This window comes from Streptomyces sp. JNUCC 63, from assembly GCF_054366325.1.
Genome location: NZ_CM135963.1, coordinates 2,173,158 through 2,193,132, shown reverse-complemented (window position 1 = coordinate 2,193,132; position 19,975 = coordinate 2,173,158). Strand labels below are relative to the sequence as shown.

At 70.3% G+C, this 19,975-nt stretch carries 12 protein-coding genes; 7 read left to right on the top strand and 5 right to left on the bottom strand.

Features of this window, described 5'->3' with window-relative positions:
- Positions 1–36 precede the first annotated feature (36 nt).
- The 4 genes from ACX25U_RS09810 to eccE form a co-directional block, all read right to left on the bottom strand.
- Positions 37–1,917, bottom strand: coding sequence for an ABC transporter substrate-binding protein (locus ACX25U_RS09810; RefSeq protein WP_454390640.1), 1,881 nt, complete (start codon positions 1,915–1,917; stop codon positions 37–39).
- Between the two features lie 317 nt (positions 1,918–2,234).
- Positions 2,235–5,474, bottom strand: coding sequence for an SCO5717 family growth-regulating ATPase (locus ACX25U_RS09805; RefSeq protein ID WP_454390638.1), 3,240 nt, complete (start codon positions 5,472–5,474; stop codon positions 2,235–2,237).
- Positions 5,475–5,773: 299 nt separating this feature from the next.
- Complete coding sequence (locus ACX25U_RS09800) at positions 5,774–6,541, bottom strand: hypothetical protein (protein WP_454390636.1); 768 nt, start codon at positions 6,539–6,541, stop codon at positions 5,774–5,776.
- Between the two features lie 5 nt (positions 6,542–6,546).
- Positions 6,547–7,887, bottom strand: a complete 1,341-nt coding sequence (eccE, locus tag ACX25U_RS09795; protein WP_454390634.1) for a type VII secretion protein EccE — start codon at positions 7,885–7,887, stop codon at positions 6,547–6,549.
- 218 nt (positions 7,888–8,105) lie between these two features.
- Here eccE and eccB point away from each other — a divergent pair, with 218 nt between their 5' ends.
- The 7 genes from eccB (at position 8,106) to ACX25U_RS09760 (ending at position 15,828) form a co-directional block, all read left to right on the top strand.
- A complete protein-coding gene (gene eccB / locus ACX25U_RS09790) occupies positions 8,106–9,638 on the top strand; it encodes a type VII secretion protein EccB (protein WP_454390632.1) in 1,533 nt (510 codons plus the stop codon).
- A 16-nt stretch (positions 9,639–9,654) separates the two neighbouring features.
- On the top strand, positions 9,655–10,935 hold the full coding sequence (mycP, locus tag ACX25U_RS09785) for a type VII secretion-associated serine protease mycosin (protein ID WP_454390630.1): 1,281 nt from the start codon (positions 9,655–9,657) through the stop codon (positions 10,933–10,935).
- A 544-nt stretch (positions 10,936–11,479) separates the two neighbouring features.
- On the top strand, positions 11,480–11,893 hold the full coding sequence (locus tag ACX25U_RS09780; protein WP_454390628.1) for a hypothetical protein: 414 nt from the start codon (positions 11,480–11,482) through the stop codon (positions 11,891–11,893).
- Positions 11,890–13,638: a hypothetical protein gene (locus ACX25U_RS09775; protein ID WP_454390626.1), complete on the top strand. Its 1,749-nt coding sequence runs from the start codon at positions 11,890–11,892 to the stop codon at positions 13,636–13,638. Before ACX25U_RS09780 ends, ACX25U_RS09775 begins: the two co-directional genes overlap by 4 nt.
- Before the next feature lie 132 nt (positions 13,639–13,770).
- Positions 13,771–14,955 (top strand): S8 family serine peptidase, encoded by a 1,185-nt coding sequence (locus ACX25U_RS09770; protein ID WP_454394188.1) that lies wholly within the window; start codon positions 13,771–13,773, stop codon positions 14,953–14,955.
- A gap of 156 nt (positions 14,956–15,111) precedes the next feature.
- Entirely contained in the window at positions 15,112–15,453 is a 342-nt protein-coding gene (locus ACX25U_RS09765) for a WXG100 family type VII secretion target (protein ID WP_454390624.1), read from the top strand.
- A 96-nt stretch (positions 15,454–15,549) separates the two neighbouring features.
- Positions 15,550–15,828 carry a WXG100 family type VII secretion target gene (locus ACX25U_RS09760; RefSeq protein WP_454390622.1) on the top strand — a complete coding sequence of 93 codons (279 nt, stop codon included), beginning with the start codon at positions 15,550–15,552 and terminating at the stop codon, positions 15,826–15,828.
- 180 nt (positions 15,829–16,008) lie between these two features.
- Here the strand turns inward: ACX25U_RS09760 and eccCa are convergent, their stop codons facing one another.
- Positions 16,009–19,974, bottom strand: a complete 3,966-nt coding sequence (gene eccCa / locus ACX25U_RS09755) for a type VII secretion protein EccCa (protein ID WP_454390621.1) — start codon at positions 19,972–19,974, stop codon at positions 16,009–16,011.
- Between the last annotated feature and the right edge of the window lies 1 nt (position 19,975).

Sequence of the window (19,975 nt, the reverse complement as noted above, 5' to 3'; positions counted from 1 at the left end):
CCGCCTGCTTCGCTCACTGACTGTTCCACTCACTGTCTACTCACGGTCTTCCGTCGTGGCCCGGCGGCGCATCGCGAAGAGCACCGCGAGGCCGACGAGGACGACGACACCCGCCACGATCCCGATGACGACGCCCGTGGACGTGGAACTGCCCGAGGAGTCGTCGGAGTTCGCCGGAACGGCCGACCACCAGCTCCAGTAGCCGTCCTGCCCGTAGATGTTCCCCGCCTTGGCCGGCATGGTGGTGATGGACTTGATCTGGTCCGTGCGGTAGGCCTCGACCGCGTTCGGATAGGCCATGATGTTCATGTACCCGAGGTCGTACAGCCGCGACTGCATCTGCTTGACCAGGTCCGTCCGCTTGGCGGGGTCGTACTCGGCGAGCTGCTGGGCGTACAGCTCGTCGTACGTCTTGTCGCAGATGAAGTTGTCGGTGGCGCCGGTGTCCTTGGGAGTCGCCGGGAGCGCGGCGCAGGTGTGGATGGAGAGCACGTAGTCGGGGTCCGGGTTGACCGACCAGCCGTCGAAGGCCAGGTCGTACTTGCCCGCCAGCCACGGGTCGGTCACGTTGTCCAGGCAGTCGAGCCTGATCCCGATGCCGAGCTCGCCCCACCACTCCTGCAGGTACTTGCCCACCGCCTTGTCGTTGGGGTCGGTGGCGTGGCACAGCACGCGGTAGTTCAGCGGCTTGCCGTCCTTGCCGACGCGCTTGCCGGCGGCGTTCTTCTTGTAGCCCGCCTGGTCGAGGAGCTCGGCGGCCTTCGCCGGGTCGTGCGCCAGTTGCCGGCTCGCCGACGGCTTCCAGAAGTACGACGAGTAGCGCGGCGGGATGTAGCCCTGGCCCTCGACCGCGTGACCCTGGAAGACCTTGTCGACGATGGTCTGCCGGTCCACCGCCATGAACAGGGCGTGCCGCACCCGCTCGTCCTTGAGCGACGGATCGCCGTCACCGAACTTCGTGCCGTTCCTGGCCTGTGCGCCCGGGTTGGTGGCCAGCGCGTAGAAGCGGCGGCCGGGGCCTTCGTTGACGTGGATGTTCTTCTCGCCCTTGAGCGAGGCGGCCTGAGCAGGCGTCAGGGCCGGTGAGCCGGCCACGAAGGAGACCTCGCCCTTGCGCAGGGCGGCGACGGCCGCGTCCTGGTCCTTGTAGTAGCGGAAGACCAGCTCGTCGAACTTGGGCGCACCGCGCCAGAAGCTCTTGTTGGCCTCCAGCCGCACATAGCTGTCGGGCTTGTAGCCGGTGAGGACGAACGGCCCGTTCCCGACGATCGGGAAGCTCTTGTCGTTGTTGAACTTCGAGAAGTCCGTGACCTTGTCCCAGATGTGCTTGGGCACGATCGGCACGTCGAGCGCGGTCATCGTGGCCTGCGGCTTCTTCAGCCGGATCACCAGCTTGGTGGGGCCGGGTGCGGTGACCTCCGCGAAGTTGGTGACGAAGTTGCCGTTGGCGGTGGCCGCGCCCTCGTCGGTCATCATCTTGTTGAGCGTCCACGCCGCGTCCTCGGCGGTGGCCTGCCGTCCGTCCGACCACTTGGAGTCGGAGCGGATCGTGTACGTCCAGGTCAGCTTGTCCGGCGACGACTCCCACTTGGTGGCCAGGGCGGGGACGACGTGGGCGTCCTTGGGGTCGTAGTTGGTCAGGTACTCGTACATCAGGCGGTGGACGCTCGTGCTGAGCAGCCGTCCCGCCAGGAACGGGCTGAGTGAGTCGACACTCTGCGCGACGGCGACGGTGAGGACCTTCTTGCCCTCCTTGCCCTGCGCGCTCTCCGCGGCACGGGCCTGCGGCGCGGCCGGGGCGAACGGGGTCGCGAGCCCGGCCGTGAGGACGAGGGCGGCCGCGCCCGCGGTGAGGAGCCGGATTCCCTTCAGACGGGGGCCGGTACGTCCTCTGCCGTGCTGATCATGTGTCTTCATGGCTCGGTGACCTCGCGTCATCGCACGCAGGAGGCGGTTTGCGCCTCCTGCGTGGCGGGCTTGAACGGGCTTGATCGGGTGACGCCGGCGGAATGAAGTGAGTGTCTATCAGCGGCAGTCTGCGCGCGTCAACGGTATGTCAAACCCCATGTGGCCTGCGGAAACAACAAGTGTGTCGCTCTGTTGCTCCCATTGGTGGAGACCACTGACGCCTTGCAGGTGAGAGCGTGGCGGTGGAATCCGACCGGTTCTGACTGCGAACGCGCGAAGGCCCGCGCCGTCGGCGAACGGCGCGGGCCCGGAGGGGATGCGACGGGTTACTGCTGGGGTGGGGGAGGGGGCGGGGTCTGGCCCTGCGGGTGCTGCGGGTACTGGTGCGGAGGGTAGGGCTGCCCGGGCTGGTCCGGCTGGGCGGGGTACGGCTGACCAGGGACAGGCTGCCCGGGCTGCTGGGGAGCGAACTGTCCCGGGACGGGCTGTCCCGGAACCGGCTGTCCCGGCTGCGCCTGGTAGTGCTGTCCCGGAACCGGCTGTCCCGGCTGCGCCTGGTAGGGCTGTCCCGGATAGGGCTGTCCCGGAAGCGGCTGACCCGGCAGCGGTGGGGCCGCGACCGGCGGCGGGTTGCCGTCGGACGTCCACAGCCCGTGCGACTGCTGGTGCCGTACGAAGTCCTCGGCGACCATCGCCGCGAGGTTGAAGTACGCCTCCCGCACCTTCGGCCGCATCATGTCCAGGTCGACCTCGGCACCGGCGGCCAGATGCTCGTCGAAGGGCACCACGACGACCCCGCGGCAACGGGTCTCGAAGTGGGAGACTATGTCCTCCACTTTGATCATCTTGCCGGTCTCGCGCACACCGGAGATCACGGTGAGGGAGCGCGCGACCAGGTCGGCGTATCCATGCGCGGACAGCCAGTCCAGCGTCGTACTGGCGCTGCTCGCACCGTCCACGGACGGCGTGGAGATGATGATGAGCTGATCGGCGAGGTCGAGCACACCGCGCATGGCGCTGTAGAGCAGACCCGTGCCGGAGTCGGTGAGGATGATCGGGTACTGCTTGCCCAGCACGCCGATCGCGCGGCGGTAGTCCTCGTCGTTGAACGTCGTGGACACGGCCGGGTCGACGTCGTTGGCGATGATCTCCAGCCCGGAGGACGCCTGGGACGTGAACCGCCGGATGTCCATGTAGGAGTTGAGGTACGGGATCGCCTGGACGAGGTCACGGATGGTGGCCCCGGTCTCCCGGCGCACCCGGCGGCCGAGCGTACCGGCGTCCGGGTTGGCGTCGATGGCGAGGATCTTGTCCTGCCGCTCGGTGGCGAGCGTGGAGCCGAGCGCGGTGGTGGTGGTCGTCTTGCCGACACCGCCCTTGAGGCTGATCACGGCGATCCGGTAGCAGGACAGCACCGGCGTACGGATCAACTCCAGCTTCCGCTGCCGCTCGGCCTCCTCCTTCTTTCCACCGATCCTGAACCGGGGCCCGGGACCGGTCGGACGGCCGCTACGGGCCTTCTGCTTCTTGTTGTTGAGCAGCCGGTCGGAGGACAGCTCCACGGCCGCCGTGTAACCGAGCGGCGCGGCCCCCGGATTGGTCGGCTGCCGCTGATCGTGCTGCACCGGCTGCGGCCAACTGGCCCCGAGCCGAGGATCGACGGGCTGCTGAGCCTGAGCCGGGCCGGGCTGCTGGGGCGGCTGCGGGAAGCCGTAACCGCTGGGCGGGGCGGGCGGGTTGGGGGTGCCTTGGGACTGGGGGAAGCCGTAGCCGTTCGGCTGACCCGCGGCCGGCGGACCCTGGACAGGAGGTTGCGCCGGCGGCTGAGCCGACGGCGCGGACGGCGCTTCCGGGGCGCTGGGCTGTGGGAAGCCGTATCCGGGCTGGGGGTTGGCCGGTGTCGCAGGGGTGTTCATGGGTGGCTGGGCGGGCGGCTGTGGTGCGCCCGGCGTGCCGGGCTGTGGGAAGCCGTATCCGGGCTGGGGGTTGGCCGGTGTCGCAGGGGTGCTCATGGGTGGCTGGGCGGGCGGCTGTGGTGCGCCCGGCGTGCCGGGGTGCGGGAAGCCGTATCCGGGCTGGGGGTTGGCCGGTGTCGCAGGGGTGCTCATGGGTGGCTGGGCGGGCGGCTGTGGTGCGCCCGGCGTGCCGGGGTGCGGGAAGCCGTATCCGGGCTGGGGGTTGGCCGGTGTCGCAGGGGTGCTCATGGGTGGCTGGGCGGGCGGCTGTGGTGCGCCCGGCGTGCCGGGGTGCGGGAAGCCGTACCCCGGCTGGGGGTTGGCCGGTGTCGCAGGGGTGCTCATGGGTGGCTGGGCGGGCGGCTGTGGTGCGCCCGGCGTGCCGGGCTGCGGGAAGCCGTACCCCGGCTGGGGAGCCGCGGGGGCGGCTGTCGGGTCCCATGCAGCGGGGGCCGACTGCGGCTGGAGAGGCGGCTGTTGGACCGGTTCGGAGGGCGGCCCCTGCGGAGCCGTCGGCTGCGTCGGCGCGGCCGGGTGGGGCTGCGGCTGGCTGGGCCACTGGGCCGCCGGAGCGGGCGCGGCGGGCTGGTACGACGGCGGCAGCGGCGGCACCGGCCCCTGCGGGACCGGCGGGGGAGCCCAGGAGGCAGGCGCGCCCTGCGGGACGGCGTCCTGCGGCGCGGCGGCGTCCCGGGGCTCGGCCGCGACAGGCTGAGCGACCGCGGCAGCGGATTCCTCGGCCCCGCCGCCCGCGGACTCGGCGTCGGCCGAAGCGGCGTCCGCGTCGCCGGTCTCCGCCGCCTCGGCGCCCGTGGGTTCCGACGCATCCGTCGCATCCGTGTCCGCAGCCGGGGAGCTCCCGGCCTCACCCGGCTCGCCCTCGGCGGACTCGGAGTCACCGGGCACCTCGGCGACGGTCTCCGCCGCCTCTGCCTCGTCGGCGGGGTCGGCAGACTCGGCCTCGCCCTCCGGGCCAGGCTCGTCCGACCCCGCGTCCTCCGCGGCCTGGTCCTCTCCCTCCGCCGGCGCGACGGCCTCGTCCTCCTGGACCTCGGGCTCGGGTGCGTCACCCCGCGCGCCGGCCCGTTCCGTGATCTCCCGCTTCAGGGCACCGGCGGAGATCCGCATGGTGGCACCGCTTTCGAGGTCACCGGCCCCGGAACCCGCACCCGGCTCCTGCGGCTCGAACCCACTGCCCGCCGGAAGGTCCGGCACGGCCACCGGGTTCCCCTCCGGCGGCGCGGGCGGCGCGTAGGCACCGCCCGGCTGGAACGCCGGAGGCGGTGCGTACGGCGCCGCCGGCGGAGCGAAGGGCGCTCCCGGCGCGGGAGCCGGCGGAGGCGGAGCCACCCCGGGCACCGGCCCACTCGGAACAGCGGACCCCACAGGAGCGGCAGGAGCCCCCGGCGAAGCCGGCGAACCGGAGGACTCCTCCGCCTTCGCCTCCCCGACCCCGGACCCCGGACCACTCGACGCGTTCTGCGTGTACCAGGCGGGCGGCGCGTAGTCGATGGTGAACTCGCCGGTCGTCTCGGTGGCCGACTCCACGTCGGGCTGGTCATCGTCGGGTGTGGCCCAGCCCCCGCGGATCCCGTCCCGATCGCTGTTCACAGTTCCTCCTGGTGTGGTCGAGCACCCTCATGCCGCCGGGGCGACCATGTCGTGTCGTTCCGAGTCGTCCGTAGTCGTGCGAGGCAGTCCGATCCACCGGCCCTCCCCTGGGCCGTCGACGCCTGGTCCACGGGTACTGACGTCGCGCCCGCTCCCAGCCTAATCACCACGGGCCACACCTCGGCAGGCCCGTCCACCCCCCAACACGCGCCCACCAGGTCACGCCCGCCCGGTACATGACGTGGCCGGCCGCCACCACGTCACACCAGGCCCGAACGAAAAGGACGAGAAGGGAAAGTTCAGTCCATCCGCCGCGGATTGCCCAGCAACCCGATCTCGGCATCGGTGGGTTGGGTCATCACGTACTGCCGGTCCCGGTCGGCGCACCACAGCGTGACACCGTCGGCGAGCGTCGGCAGGGACTCCACGTCCGCCCGCGGCAACACCATGGTGCGACTGAGGTCGGCCGCCTCGTCCGGCGAGATCCGCTGGACGCCGACGAGCCGTGCCTGCCGTATCAGCCGAGGGGCCACCGGACTCAGGTACGGCAGCAGGGTCAGCACCGACTGCCAAGGACCCGACACGACCCGGCCACGCGGCGGCCGCATGCCGCAGTCCCGCACCACCAGCACGGGAGTGCCGGCCGACGAGCCCTGCGGGGGCACCCGGCCCACCTCGTACACGGCCAGGCCGTTCTGACCGCCGCCCATGGCGTGCACCATCTGCACCCAGGACTGGGGCCGGCCCGTCTCCACGGCGACACGCGCCCCGGTGGCCGCCGCGCGCAGGGCCAGGACCTGCGCCGTCCACAGGCCGCCGATGAGCACGACGTCGTACGGCGTGGGCCGGTTGAGCCCCAGGACGGCGGGCCGCCCCTCGGCGTCCACGCCGATGACGACGCCGTCGTCCCCGATGGGCAGCGCGAGCGCGTCCACCTGCTCCGCGGAGAGCGCGTGGCGTCCGTGCCGCGGACCGATCAGCCCGAGGCCGCTGCGCAGCCGCCCCCGCATCCGCTCGGCGACAGAGGGCGGAACAACACCCGAAGGGTCGGCCGGCCGCGTGGTCATGGCGGTCACCGGGCACCTCCGAGGGGCAGTGTGGCGAGCATGCCGGGCACCTGCTCCCGGTCCAGACGAGCGAGTCCCGCGCCCGCCTGCCGCGCGACGTCCTCCAACGCACGCCGTGCGGCCACCAGTTCGTCGTCACCGCGCCCGGTGACCCGTACGTGTCCGCACAGCGCCGTCTCCTGCCGCTCCGCGCGCGAGAGCGTGAGACTGAACGTCGTGGCGAGCGCCGGCACGCTGGTGAGCAGCGCCACGAACTGCGGCAGGGACGGGCCGCGGCCGCCCAGTTGGGGCCAGCGCCGAACCCAGTAGGTGGTGTGGCGGCGGTTGTCGCAGCGCCAGCTGCGGCCGGACTCCTCCGTCCGCCGCTCCCGCGTCTCGCTCCGTCCGGCCTCCGCGGTCACCAGCGGGTTGGCACACGCGGACGTGGCGATGGCGGCGGTCAGCTCCTCCTCGTTGAGCAGGGTCGTACGGAACCCGGCCCCCGTCAGCCGGCTGGCAAGGTGATCGGCAACCCGCGCAAGGCACTTCTGCGTCCCCACGAGCCCCCCGCCCCGCGCTTCCACCGCCTCCCGGCACAGCTCCGGGTCGAGCTTCAGCGCGATCCACGTGATGCGCACCGCCGGCGCACCGGTCTGCTCCTGCAGCGGCGCGTAGTTGGTCACGGCCACCGAGTGCTGCGGCAGGTGCAGCGCCGGCGCGGGCTGCGTGTGCAGCACGATCTGCGCCGACTCCAGCCGTATCCCGTCCACTTCCAGCGCGTCCCGAACCAGCCCGACCGGCAGCGGCTGCCGCCCCCGCTCGGCCCGCAACGCCGTGACATCGGCCTCCACCTGCACGACGGCACTGAGGAAGGTCCCGTCCCCGACCATCCCGACGGGGCGTCGGTCCCGGCCGCCGTAGGAGCAGGTACGCAGGGTCGGCTCGCACTCGACGGCGGGGGCGAAGCCGGACTCGACGCCCGGCGGCACCGGAGTGTTCGCGGCCCGCCGCTTGCGAGCCCGCAGCGCGAGCAGGGTACCCAGCCACTCCGTCAAGGTGCGTCCGCGGCGGCGTACGAAGGCCAGTGCCAGGAGGGCGGCGGCGACGACGCTCGCGGGCACGAGCGCGAACGGCCCCACCAGCCATCCGCAGAACAGCAGCGCGACGGCCAACTCCAGCAGTACGAGCCGCTGCAGCGCGAACGAGCCCCCGCCTCCCGAACGAGACCTCGGTCGAGGGGTGAAGGAGCCACGGGCCGGCGCATCGGACGGGTCGGCGGAGCGGGAATCGCGGGCACTCGACTGCCCGACGTCATCGGATCGCGCCCGCGATTGCGATCGCGATCGGGTTCGTGCTGTGGAAGCCACTACTCCAAACCCCCCGAACTCTCCTGAAAGCACTCGTGCACGGCCGCCTCACGGCCTCAGCACCCTACCCATGCCGCGGCCAGTGCCACGCAACAGGCATAGTAGGTGCCGGTGCTGACAGTTGAGGCACCAGAGGGCAGTCGAGGAACCGGGGCCGGTGCGCGCACCGAGCCCCCACGAGTCCTTCACGACTCCGCACGGGGAGAGAGCGGAAACAGATGGCATCACGGCGGGACGAACTCAACGCCTACACCTTCGCGAAGCGCCGCATGCTCGCGTCCTTCCTCCGGCCCTCGCCGTCGGGTTCGGAGGAAGGCGCCCCCAAGCCGCTGGGCGCGGTAGTGCCCGGTGTCGTCGTCGGCGTGGTGGTCCTCGCGGTGTTCGGAGGCATCGGCCTGTTCAGCCCGACGGCGCCCAAGGGCTGGGACAAGCCCGAGGAACACGTCATCGTCGCCAGCCAGTCGACCACGCGCTACGTGGTGCTGAAGACGGGCAGACGGACCCAGCTGCACCCGGTCCTGAACATGGCCTCCGCAAAGCTCCTGCTGGATCCGGGCAAGGACAGCGTCATCACCGTCGATGAGAAGGTCCTCGACAGCGGCAAGCCCCCGCACGGCACCACGATCGGCATCCCTTACGCGCCTGACCGGCTGCCCACATCCGGCGAGGCCGAGTCACCCAAGCGCTGGATGGTCTGCGAGCGCCCCGGCGACGGCGGCCGGGCCATCCAGAAGGCGGCGTTCGTCTTCGCCGAGAAGGAGTGGTCCAGGACGGAGGGGAGCGGGAAGCTCTCGGGCGGTGACCTGATGTACGTCGTCGGGCCCGACGGGAAGACCCAGTACGTCGTCGACGCGGGCGGTTCCGCGTACCAACTGCCCGACCCGACCGACAAGGAACTGCTCAAGGCCCTCGACACCCAGGGCCGTGTCCCGCAGCGCGTCTCCCAGGAATGGCTCGCGACCCTTCACAAGGGTGACCCGATCGCGATCCCGAAGATTGACGGCCCGCCGGGCGCGACAGCGGGTGCGTTCAGTGGGTTGCAGCAGTACGACCGGTACGACAAGGTCGGCATGGTCATCAAGGCGTACGACGGTCAGCGGATGCAGTACTACGTGGTGCTGCCCGGCCGCGTGGCCCGCGTCTCCGAGTTCACCGCCACGCTGCTGCTCAACAGCCGTGACCTGGTCGCCGTCGGCCAGGCGGGCGAGGCCCAGCAGGTCAGCCCCGGCGCGGTGACCGACAGCACGGCGTTCGCCGGGGACAAGAACTGGCCGACGTACAAACCGAGAACAGTGAACGACGGGGGCCGCACGACTTCCGGCCGCAACACCGTCTGCGCGGTCCTGCGCTCCGTCGACGACCAGGGCAGGACGACTCTGTCCACATGGGTGAGCACCGACTTCCCCGCGCAACTGCCCACCGGCTCCTCCAGCGCGTACGTCACCCCCGGCTCGGGCCTGCTCTTCCGCCAGTTCCAGGGCACGGAGACACAGGCGGGCGGCGTCTTCCTGGTGACCGACACGGGCCTGCGCTACGCCCTGCAGTCCAACAGCGACAGCGCCACCGACGACAAGGGCATCGGCACCTCCGCCCAGCAGCGCAAGGCCGCGCTCAACGAGGCGAAGATCGCCCAGACCCGGCTCGGCTACGAACGGGTCAAGCCGACCCCCGTCCCCGCGGAGTGGTCGACGTTCCTGCCGACCGGCCCGCGCCTGTCGGAGGCCGCGGCGCGGCAGCCGCAGGGCTCGTAGCCGCGGAGGAGACGTCATGCTGAAGGCAATCACCTCCGGTCGCCGGAACCGTACGGGGACCGCGACCCGAACGGCGGCCCTGACCGCGGCCATCGCGCTCACGGCGACGACCCACGTACTTGCCCTGCCGACCGCTGTCGCCTGGGCCGACGACAGCCAGTGCACGTTCCCGTCGAAGCCGTACCAGGGCCGCCCTTGGGCGCTGCAGAGGGTCAACCTGGACGAATTGTGGGCGCAGTCCACGGGCAAGGGTGTCCAAGTCGCCGTGATCGACACGGGAGTCGACGTCAAGAACCCGCAACTGAAGTCCGCCGTCGACGCGTCCAAGGGCAGGAACTACCTCCCCGCCAAGAACGCCAAGGGCGAGAAGATCGACCGCGGCGACAACCGGGGAACCACCGACACCGTCGGCCATGGCACACGCGTGGCCGGGATCATCGCGGCCCGCCCCGCCAGGAACACGGGCTTCGTGGGCCTGGCACCGGACGCCGTGATCATCCCGATGAAACAGAACAACGCGGAGGGCGACGGAACGGCCGCCACGCTCGCCCAGGCGATCCGCGACGCGGTGGGCGCGGGTGCCGGCGTCATCAACATCTCCCAGGACACGGCCAACGCCGTCGAGCCCGACCTCCGCCTGAAGCAGGCCGTCGACTACGCCCTCGGCCAGGGGGTCGTGGTGGTGGCCTCCGCCGGCAACGACGGCCTGGGCGGCAACGTCAAGGTCACCTACCCGGCGTCGTTCGAGGGCGTCCTCGCGGTGGCGTCCTCCGACCGCAACAACGAACGCGCCTCCTTCTCCCAGTCGGGCGGGTTCGTCGGGGTCGCGGCCCCCGGTGTCGACATGATCTCCACGGTCCCCGGCGGCGGCCACTGCTCCGGCAACGGCACCAGCTTCTCCGCCCCGTACGTCGCCGGGGTGGCGGCCCTGTTGAAGGCCAAGTATCCCCAGTGGACGGCCCGGCAGATCGTCGCCCAGATCGAACAGACCGCGGAACGCTCGGTCGCCGGTCACGACCGCCTGGTCGGCTGGGGCGTGGTCGACCCGGTCAGGGCCCTGACGGACGTGGACCCCGCCCGCCCCGTGGAGTCCCCCGAGGCCCGGGAAGGCGTCATCAGCGCCGAGGCCCCCTCGGTAACCCCCCTGCACTTCGGCGAGACCCCCGACGAACGCGACCAGCGCCTGGGCACATACGTGACGGTCGGCGGCCTGGTCCTCGCGGCGGGCCTGAGCGGAACGGCTGTGGCGGTGCGGGACGCGCGGCGGCGACGCGGGCGGCTGGACGGCGAGGCATGACGACGATCACCGTCATCAGCTTCGTCCCGGCGGCGATGGCGGCCGGGGTGGCTCGCGTCGAGGCGGACCGCGTACTCGGGCCGAATCCCGTCTGCGATCAATGTCGGACGTGAAGGTTCCAAGGACGGGGGAGTCGTCACTCCCGAGCATCCGGGTCACCCAACGGTGGGAGGTGACAGGCACGTTGCCGCCCGAGCGTCATCCTTACGTGCACAAGCTCGGTGACGACTGCAGCGGTGTCTCCACCCGTTTGTTGCACATGCGTTGAGTATGGGCAGTGGCACACTCCCGCGATCTGACGAGGTGTGGGACGCTTCACAGCGCGTCGGCAAAACTACTCAAACCACTGCGTCTCTTGGGGCGTTGAAAGTGAGTTGACGCAAATCACGGTTGGTCGCGATGTGCCGGTTGACTAGAGTGGCGCACGCGTTGTGAGGCGCGGCCTGCTTTGCGATCGTACGGAGAGCGACCGGTCGGCCTCGGCCGATGCGTATACGGGGAAACGGGGAGGTGCGCCGTGCTACCGGCGGACATGGTGGGGGGCGTGTCGGCTGCCAGGGCGGCGAACCTGGAGGCCGGCGGTGAGGCACTGACCACGTTCATGAAGCGAGTGGACGCGGTTCTGCGTGACCTGGAGTCGTCGGCCGGCAACCCGAAGCGGGTGAGCGCGCAGATCATCAACCGTGCGTCGTTGAGCAGCGGTGGTGGCGTCTTCTCCGAGGCGCACGCCTTGTACGAGCAGTACCACGCCGTCCATGACAAGCTCACCAGCCTCTCCAAGACCCTGCATCTGCAGATCGAGGCGATCGGCATCGCGGTTCAGGGCGCGCATCGGGGCTTCGGCAACCTCGAAGAGGAGCAGCGTCGGCGTTTCTGGGAGATTCAGGCGGAGATCAGGGCGCTTCAGCCCACGAAGAGCGGCGAGCGCGACGGCGACGGCACCAACTTGAAGGCATGACGATGGCCGACAACCAGCACAAGGCAGACCTGGACCGCATTTCTCAGCAGAACTCGTTCACGGACTTCGCCCGTGGCCTTGAGGAACGGCCTCGGGGCAGTGGTCTCTTCAGCGACCTCTTGGTCAGCCCTATGCGTTCGGCGGTCGAGGCCACCCCGTACGGGAAGGCCATGCACGGCCGTACGAGCTTCGAGAACTACGACCTCAACCAGATGCTCGACCTGGTGGAGCAGACGAAGCCGGAGGACCTGGAGTCCTCCGGCAAGGCCCTGTGGGAAGCGCGTGACGCCATCAAGGCTGCCGCAACGGAACTCAGCGGCCACATCGAGAACGTCCACTGGGTCGGAGAATCCGGCGACGCCTTCCGCACGTGGGGCCGTTCGCTCGTCATGAACACGCACGCGCTGAGCGACTTCGCCGGCGGGGCAGGCGATCAGGTCACGGCCGCTGCCGTGGGCCTGGCGTCCGTACGCAAAGCCATGCCTCCGCGCGACCGGCGCACGGACCGGCAGTCGCCCGGGGACTTTCCCAAGGCTGAACAGGTCGGCAGTAACGACGCCTACACGGCGGCCGTCCAGGCGGAGAAGCACCGCCAAGAGGCGATCAACCAGATGAACAGGTTGTCGTCGTACTACTCGGTGTCGACGGAGCAGCTGAAGGACTGGCAGAGCAAAGCTCCCGAGTTCAAGGACATGCCCGATGTCGGGATTCCTCCGCCCACGCCGGCGGCCTCCCACCCTTCCGGGCACTCGGCACCGGGCGTGGCCACGGGTACCGGACCGCATGTGGTGCCGGGCCACCACGCCCCGAGCGCTCCGGTCGACCACGCCGTTGGACACGGCCCGGTCGACACCACGGCACCCACCCCGCATGTCCCGGGGAGCACATCGCACCCCGATGTGCCCGTCGGAACGAATACGAGGACGAACATCGACAGCGTCGGCACGCTGCCCCCGCCCTCGACCACACCTGTGACCGACCGCACCCTGCCCGTCACGGGCACCTCTGGCGGAGGCCCGGTCAGTACCTTCGGCTCCGGCTACGGGACCCCCCTTCCCAACGGCATGCCGGGTAAGGGCGTAGGCGGAGCCGGGGGAATCAGGACGCCCGCGTCCGCGCAGGGCCGAGGGCCCATGAACCAGACGGGCCGTGCCGTATCGACCGGCCAGCCGATCGCCAAGGGTCCCACGTCCGGGGGAAAACCGTCCTGGCCGGGCGGAGGCGTCACTGGTGGGACCCCGCGGGTCGGCGGCCCGGCGGCGCCACGAGCCGACATCGGCCCGACCACTGGTGCAGGACGCGCGAACGGCGTGGTGGGGGGCCGACCCACGTCTGCTGCCGGGACGCCGGCGAAAGGCGGAGCGAGGATTCCTCGAGGCACGGTCGTCGGGGCCGAGGGAGCGGCCAACTCGCGGACTGTTGCGGGTCGGCCGGGACAGCGTGGTGCCTTCGGCGTACCTGAGCCGACGGGGCGGCCCACTGCGAGCACGGCCAACTCCCGCGGCGGCGTGGCAGGGCCCGAGGCCGTCACGGGCAGGCCGGCCGCACGCAATTCCGCCGTCCGTGCCGAGCGGAACGGCATGACACGAGGAGGCGTCGGCCTGGTTCGCGGACCCGGCAACCAGGGAAAGCCCGGAGATCGGCGCGGCACCGAGCGGTCGAAGCGTCCCGACTACCTGGTCGAGGACGAAGAGACGCATCTGCCCATCAAACCGCGGCGCGATGTGCCGCCGGTCGTCAACTGAGCGCGAGCGAGGACACAACCCATGAAGTCAGGGACCAGCCGACGAGTCGAGCGGGCCGCGCTCCTCAGGACACGTTACGGGCGGCGCGCGTGTGCTGTCGGCGCGGTCGTCGGAGCCCTGACCGCTGCGGGTCTGGGATTCGCCCCGAGTGCAGCTGCGTACGACGTCCAGTCACAGCAGTGGTACTTGGGGCCGATGCAGGCCGAGAAGATGTGGAAGGCCAGTACGGGAGAGGGCGTCAAGGTCGCGGTCATCGGTACGGGGGTGAACCCCGACACGCCCTCGCTGCGCGGACAGGTCCTCCAAGGAGTCGATGCCCTGGTCAAGGACGGACTCGCCAAGGGCAGCGTGACCGACACGAATGACACGACAGGCCAGGGCACCACGGCCGCTGAGCTCATCGCGGGTACGGGCAAGGGCGGTGGGCTGAAGGGCCTCGCTCCCGGCGCGAAGATCATTCCAATCCGTGTTCCGGCCATCAGGCATGACGAACTCCCGGACCCCAATTACCCGTTGGCCACCGCTGTGAAGGCCGCCGTTGACAGTGGCGCGAACATCATCGACTTCACCATCGGCAATCAGTACGTGATCGGCACCCAGATCGTCGGCGACGCAGCGTTCGACTACGCGGTCAAGAAGGGTGTCCTGATGATCGCGGGCACTGGGGACAACGCGAAGGAAGGCAACAAGCCCCAGTACCCCGCCGCTTATCCGCATGTGGTCGGCGTGGCCGCCAGCGACAACACCTGGAAGGTCTCTTCGACCTCTCAGTACGGCAATTACGTCGACCTGGCTGCTCCCGGAGCCGACCTGCCGCGGTGGTGCGATGCGACGTTCCGGCAGTACTGCAAGGATGGAGGCCGTAGTACAGCGGCCTCCGCACTCATGACCGCCTCGGCGGCACTGGTTTGGTCGGCGCACCCCGACTGGACAGCGCACCAGGTCCTGCGGTCCCTCATCGACACGGCAGGCCGTACGTGGCCGAAGGACAATCCCAGCAAGTACGCAGGCTACGGGGCTGTCCGCCCCCGCAAGGTCCTGGAAAACGCCAACTACGACGCCGGTCCCGCGAACGTCAACCCCCTCGTGGCGGAGGACGGCGAAAAGGCTGCACAGGAGAGCAAGCCGTCCACCCCTGCATCAGCCTCGTCACAACCCGCCAAGAACACTTCAGGCGGCGAGACCTCGGCGGCAGGATCAGGCGCGGAGTCGCCGAACGACAAGAACACACTCTGGATCGCGCTGGGCGCCGCCGCGGCAGCCGTCGTGATCGGCGGCGGAGGCTTCGCCGTCATGCGGGCGCGCCGCGCCGGATGAGGACGCCGACCAGCCCGAGCCGCGGGCTTCGCAAGCCCGTCGGACAGGGCTCGACAGAGACCGTGCCGGAAGGCATCGCACGCGTGCTCACCGCCACCCGGCTGGTGAGCCGACACAGTTGGACCGGACAACAGACAGAGGAAGGGCCTGCAGGTCATGGCTGACAAGCAGAAACTCGTAGACGACCCAGTAGTCAAGCTGCAGAACGACATGTTCACGAAGTTCGAGGGCATCCGGAAGCGTGTACACGGGCTGCAGCAGGTCATCGACGGCCTCGAGGGGCAGTGGCAGGGCATCGGCCGGTCCGCGTTCGACAGTAAGCAGCGCGAGATCAACGAGTCCCTGGTGGGCATCGGCCGGACTCTCACCGAGGTCATCGAGTCGATGACGAAGACGCGCAACATCAAGGACTCCAAGGAAGACGCCGTGCGCGCGTCGGTGAACAAGATCGACGTCCGCGACGGCGCCCCCGCGACCTCCCCCTTCAGCTCGTACTGAGACGGGCGGCTCCAGGGAATCGGCCGGGCAGCCGGCACCCATCAGACACATACGAGCGAGACGAGGCAGACAGACATGGTCAACAACGCCGAAGGAATGAGCGTTACTTACAGCGCGCTCGAGATGGCGGCGACCACGATCAGCAACGAGGCGAAGACGCTCGGGCAGGATCTGGACGAGCTCAAGCAGATGGTCGTGAAGAGCCTGCAGTACTGGGAGGGCGACGCCCAGAGCGGCTTCGACGAGAAGCTGCGGAGGTGGGACAAGGACGCCAACGACATCCACACCGCTCTGACCGGCATCAGCAACGTCGTGCGCACGGCCGGCGGTGACTACAGGGAGGGCGACAAGCAGGCCGCCAGCTACTTCCTCTAGGAACGACGGCTCGCAGGTACCCCGGGGTGGGCGCGCACGGGAGGCGTCCACCCCGCTGTCGTTTCACGTCACCGTCACAGAGACAGCGACACGAACGCACCGGATGCACGACGGACGGCGCCTTGCCTGCGAGCCGGGCACGGCCGCCGGCAAGGCGCCGGAGTCCCGGCCGGTCACGTCTCAGTCGTCCACCAGCCCCACCTGCACCAAAGGCCGCCCCTGCCGCCGTGACACGAACACGCCCCGGCCCGCAGGCATCGGACGCGGTCGTACGCCGCCGAGCAGGTCTCCCTCACCAGGGTCGCCCGCGAGGACCACGCCCTGGGCGCCGAGTTCCTTGATGCGCTGCATGAAGGCCTCGTAGCCTGCGCGGCTCGCGCCCGCCGTGGAGCGGGCGATGACGAAACGGACACCGACGTCCCGGGCAAAGGGCAGCATCTCCGTCAGGCCGGCCAGAGGGTTCCCGCTCGACGTGGAGACCAGGTCGTAGTCGTCGACGATCACGTACACCGTGGGGCCGCGCCACCAGCTGCGGTCGCGCAGTTGCTCGGGCGTGACGTCCGAGGTCGGCGTGCGGCGCTGCATCAGGTCGGCCAGCGCGTCCATGTGATGCTGCATCTGGTTCGACATGGGGATGTACTCCGCCAGGTGCGAGGACGGGGTCACTCCGAGCAGCGAACGGCGGTTGTCGACCACGAACAGCTTGCAGGAGTCGCCGTCGTAACGCTCCGTGATCCCCTTGATGACCAGCTTCAGCAGGTTGGACTTGCCGGACTCGCTCTCGCCGAAGACGAGGAAGAACGGGTCCTGGTCGAAGTCCACGAACACCGGCTCCAGGTTGTCCTCGTCCAGGGCGAAGGCGATGCCCCGGTCCGGGAACCGGTCGCCCGGCGGCAGCTGGGCGGCGGAGAACTGGCGCGGCAGCAGACGGACCTCGGGCGCGCCGGGCTGCTCCCAGTGACGCGCCACCTCGGCCGCCAGGGCCGTCGTCGCATCCGCCAGGTCCGTGTCGGAGGACAGGCCGTCGATCCGCGGGACCGCCGCCATGAAGTGCTGCTTCTGCGGCGTCTGGCCGCGCCCCGGCACGCCCGTCGGCACGTTGGCCGCGACCTTGCGGTCGAACTCGGAGTCCATGGGGTCGCCCAGCCGCAGCTCCAGGCGGTTCATCAAGTGGTCCTTCAGGTTCGAACGGACCTCCATCGACCGCGAGGCGGTGAGGATCAGATGGATGCCGTAACCGAGGCCGCGGGCCGCGATGTCGAGCACCAGCGGCTCCAGGGCCTCGTAGTCCGAGCGGAAGTTGCCCCAGCCGTCGATCACCAGGAACACGTCGCCCCACGGCTGGTCGTCGACCGAGATGTCGCCCCGGGCACGGCGGCTGCGGAACTCGGCGATGGAGGAGATGTTCGCGGCGCGGAAGTACTCCTCGCGCCGGGTCAGCACGCCGTACACCTCGGCGGTCGTGCGCCGTACCTTCTCCGGGTCCAGTCGCGAGGCCACGCCGCCCACGTGCGGCAGGCCCGCGACGGCGGACATGCCGCCGCCACCGAAGTCCAGCCCGTAGAACTGCACTTCGTGCGGGGTGTGGGTCAGGGCGAACGACGCGATCAGGGAGCGCACCAGCGTCGACTTGCCGGACTGCGGACCGCCGAGGATCTGCATGTGTCCGGCCGCCCCGCCGAAGTCGACCCACAGGGGATCACGCCGCTGCTCGTACGGCTTGTCGACGATGCCGACCGGAACGACCAGCCGGCCCGCGCCCTCGTGGCCCGGCCGGGTCAGGCCGCGGCCGGGCACCGGGGCGAGCCCGGGCAGCAGCGAGTCGAGCGACGGCGGGCTGTCCAGCGGCGGCAGCCACACCTGGTGCGCGGCCGGGCCCTGGGCCTCCAGCCGGCGCACGATCACGTCGAGCACGGTGTCCGCGAGCGCGTCGTCCTTCTCGTCGCGCTTCGGTTCCTCCCGCTGCCGCGGCACCGGCACGTACTGCACCGGGACCTCGGCCGCCGTGAACAGCACCGGCCTGCGGTCGACCGGGAGCGGCCCGCCGAGCGCGGCCGCCTGCTGGGAACTGGTGCGGTACACGCCGGAGACGTACGCGGCCTTGAAGCGCACCATTTCGTCGGTGCCGAACTTCAGGAAGCCGGAGCCCGGGACATTCGGCAGCTCGTAGGCGTCCGGGACACCGAGGGCGGCCCGCGACTCGGCGGCGGAGAACGTGCGCAGACCGATCCGGTACGACAGGTAGGTCTCCAGCCCGCGCAGCCGGCCCTCCTCCAGCCGCTGCGAGGCGAGCAGCAGGTGGACGCCCAGCGACCGGCCGATGCGGCCGATCTGGACGAACATGTCGATGAAGTCCGGCTTCGCCGTCAGCAGTTCGCTGAACTCGTCGATCACCAGGACGAGTGAGGGGATCGGCTGAAGCGGTGCGCCGGCCGCGCGTGCCTTCTCGTAGTCGTGGATGTTGGCGTAGTTGCCCGCGTCGCGGAGCATCTCCTGGCGGCGGTTGAGCTCGCCGCGGATCGAGTCGCCCATGCGGTCGACGAGCGTGAGGTCGTCGGCGAGGTTGGTGATGACGGCCGCGACGTGCGGCATCTGGGCCATGCCCGCGAACGTCGCGCCGCCCTTGAAGTCGGCGAGGACGAAGTTGAGCGTTTCGGAAGAGTGGGTCACGGCCAGGCCGAGGACCAAGGTGCGCAGCAGCTCCGACTTGCCGGAACCGGTCGCACCCACACAGAGACCGTGCGGTCCCATGCCTTCCTGGGCCGCCTCCTTGAGGTCGAGCATGACAGGCCGGCCGTCCTCGCCGACACCGATCGGTACGCGCAGCCGCTCGGCCTGCGCGCGCGGCCGCCAGGTGCGCTTGGGGTCGACGGAGGCCGCGTCATCCAGATTCAGCAGATCGGTGAACTCCAGGTTGGCGAGCAGCGGTTCGTCGTCGTCCCCGCCCGACGCGACCCGCAGCGGCGCCAGTTGCCGCGCCAGCGCCTCCGCCGCCTCGTACGACAGGACGTCCGGCGTTCCTTCGTAGACCATGCCGTGGGCGGACTCCAGACGCAGTTCCTCCGGACGGACCACGACGGAGAGGTCCCCGCGTCCGGAGGTGAGCTCACCGGGCGCGACTTCCAGGACCGTCACTCCCTGCAAGCCCTCGGGGGCGGCCAGCAGGGACGTGGGCGACAGGGAGACTCCGTCGAGCACGATGACCAGATGCGGCTGCTCGGGAACGGGCGGTCCTTCTGGGTGGAAGCGTGGCCGGCCCTGGAGGCGAGTGCTGAGCAGGTCCTCCAGCTCCGCCGGGTCGGTCGTGATCAGACGCCGGCTGCCCGCGCCGTCCGCGACGCCCGAAGCCTGGCTGTGCGGCAGCCACTTGGCCCATTCCCACTCCGGTGTGGCGTCCCGGTGGGCGGCGACGGCGACGAGCATGTCCTCGGGGGAGTGCAGCGAGGCGAGGGAGCCGATGAGGGCACGGGCCGTGCCGCGTACGGTCGTCGGATCGCCGCTGACCGTGACGTGGTAGAAGGCGCGCAGCGAGACCGCCATGGGCAGGTCCTCGAGCGTGCTGTGCGCGGCGAGGAAACGCTGCATCGCACCCGCGGTCAAGGGCTCCAACTGATCCACGGGGGCGGTCTCCGGCGGGACGAGGAGGGTGGCCAGGGCCTGCGGGCCGAGACCCACGCGCACCTGCCCGAAATCCTCGTCACCGGTGCGCCTCTCCCACACCCTGCCGCCCTCGGCGACCAGCGCCCAGAGTTGCTCAGGCGAAGGGTGCAGGTAGTACTGGGCGTCGCGCTGGGCCCGCGCGGTGTCCAGGGCCGTGCGCCGGGTCTGCGACAGGTACCGCAGGTAGTCGCGGCGGATGTCGGCCAACTGCCCCTGATTGCCGCGGCGGTAACGGACCAGCATGGAGATGCCCATGGCGATGGTGGAGGCGATCATCACCATGCCCATGATCTTCATGAAGGGCTGGGCCTGCGGGTTGAAGAAGAACACCACCGAACCGCCCATGCCGAGCATGGGCAGGAGCTGCATCAGAGCGCCTTCCTGCTGCCCGCGCGGCAGTTCAGGCGGGGGTTGCAGCACGATCTCGTCCGTGGGCACGTCCTTCGGCAGTGCCCGCGGCGGACGCTTGACGACGATATGGCTCACT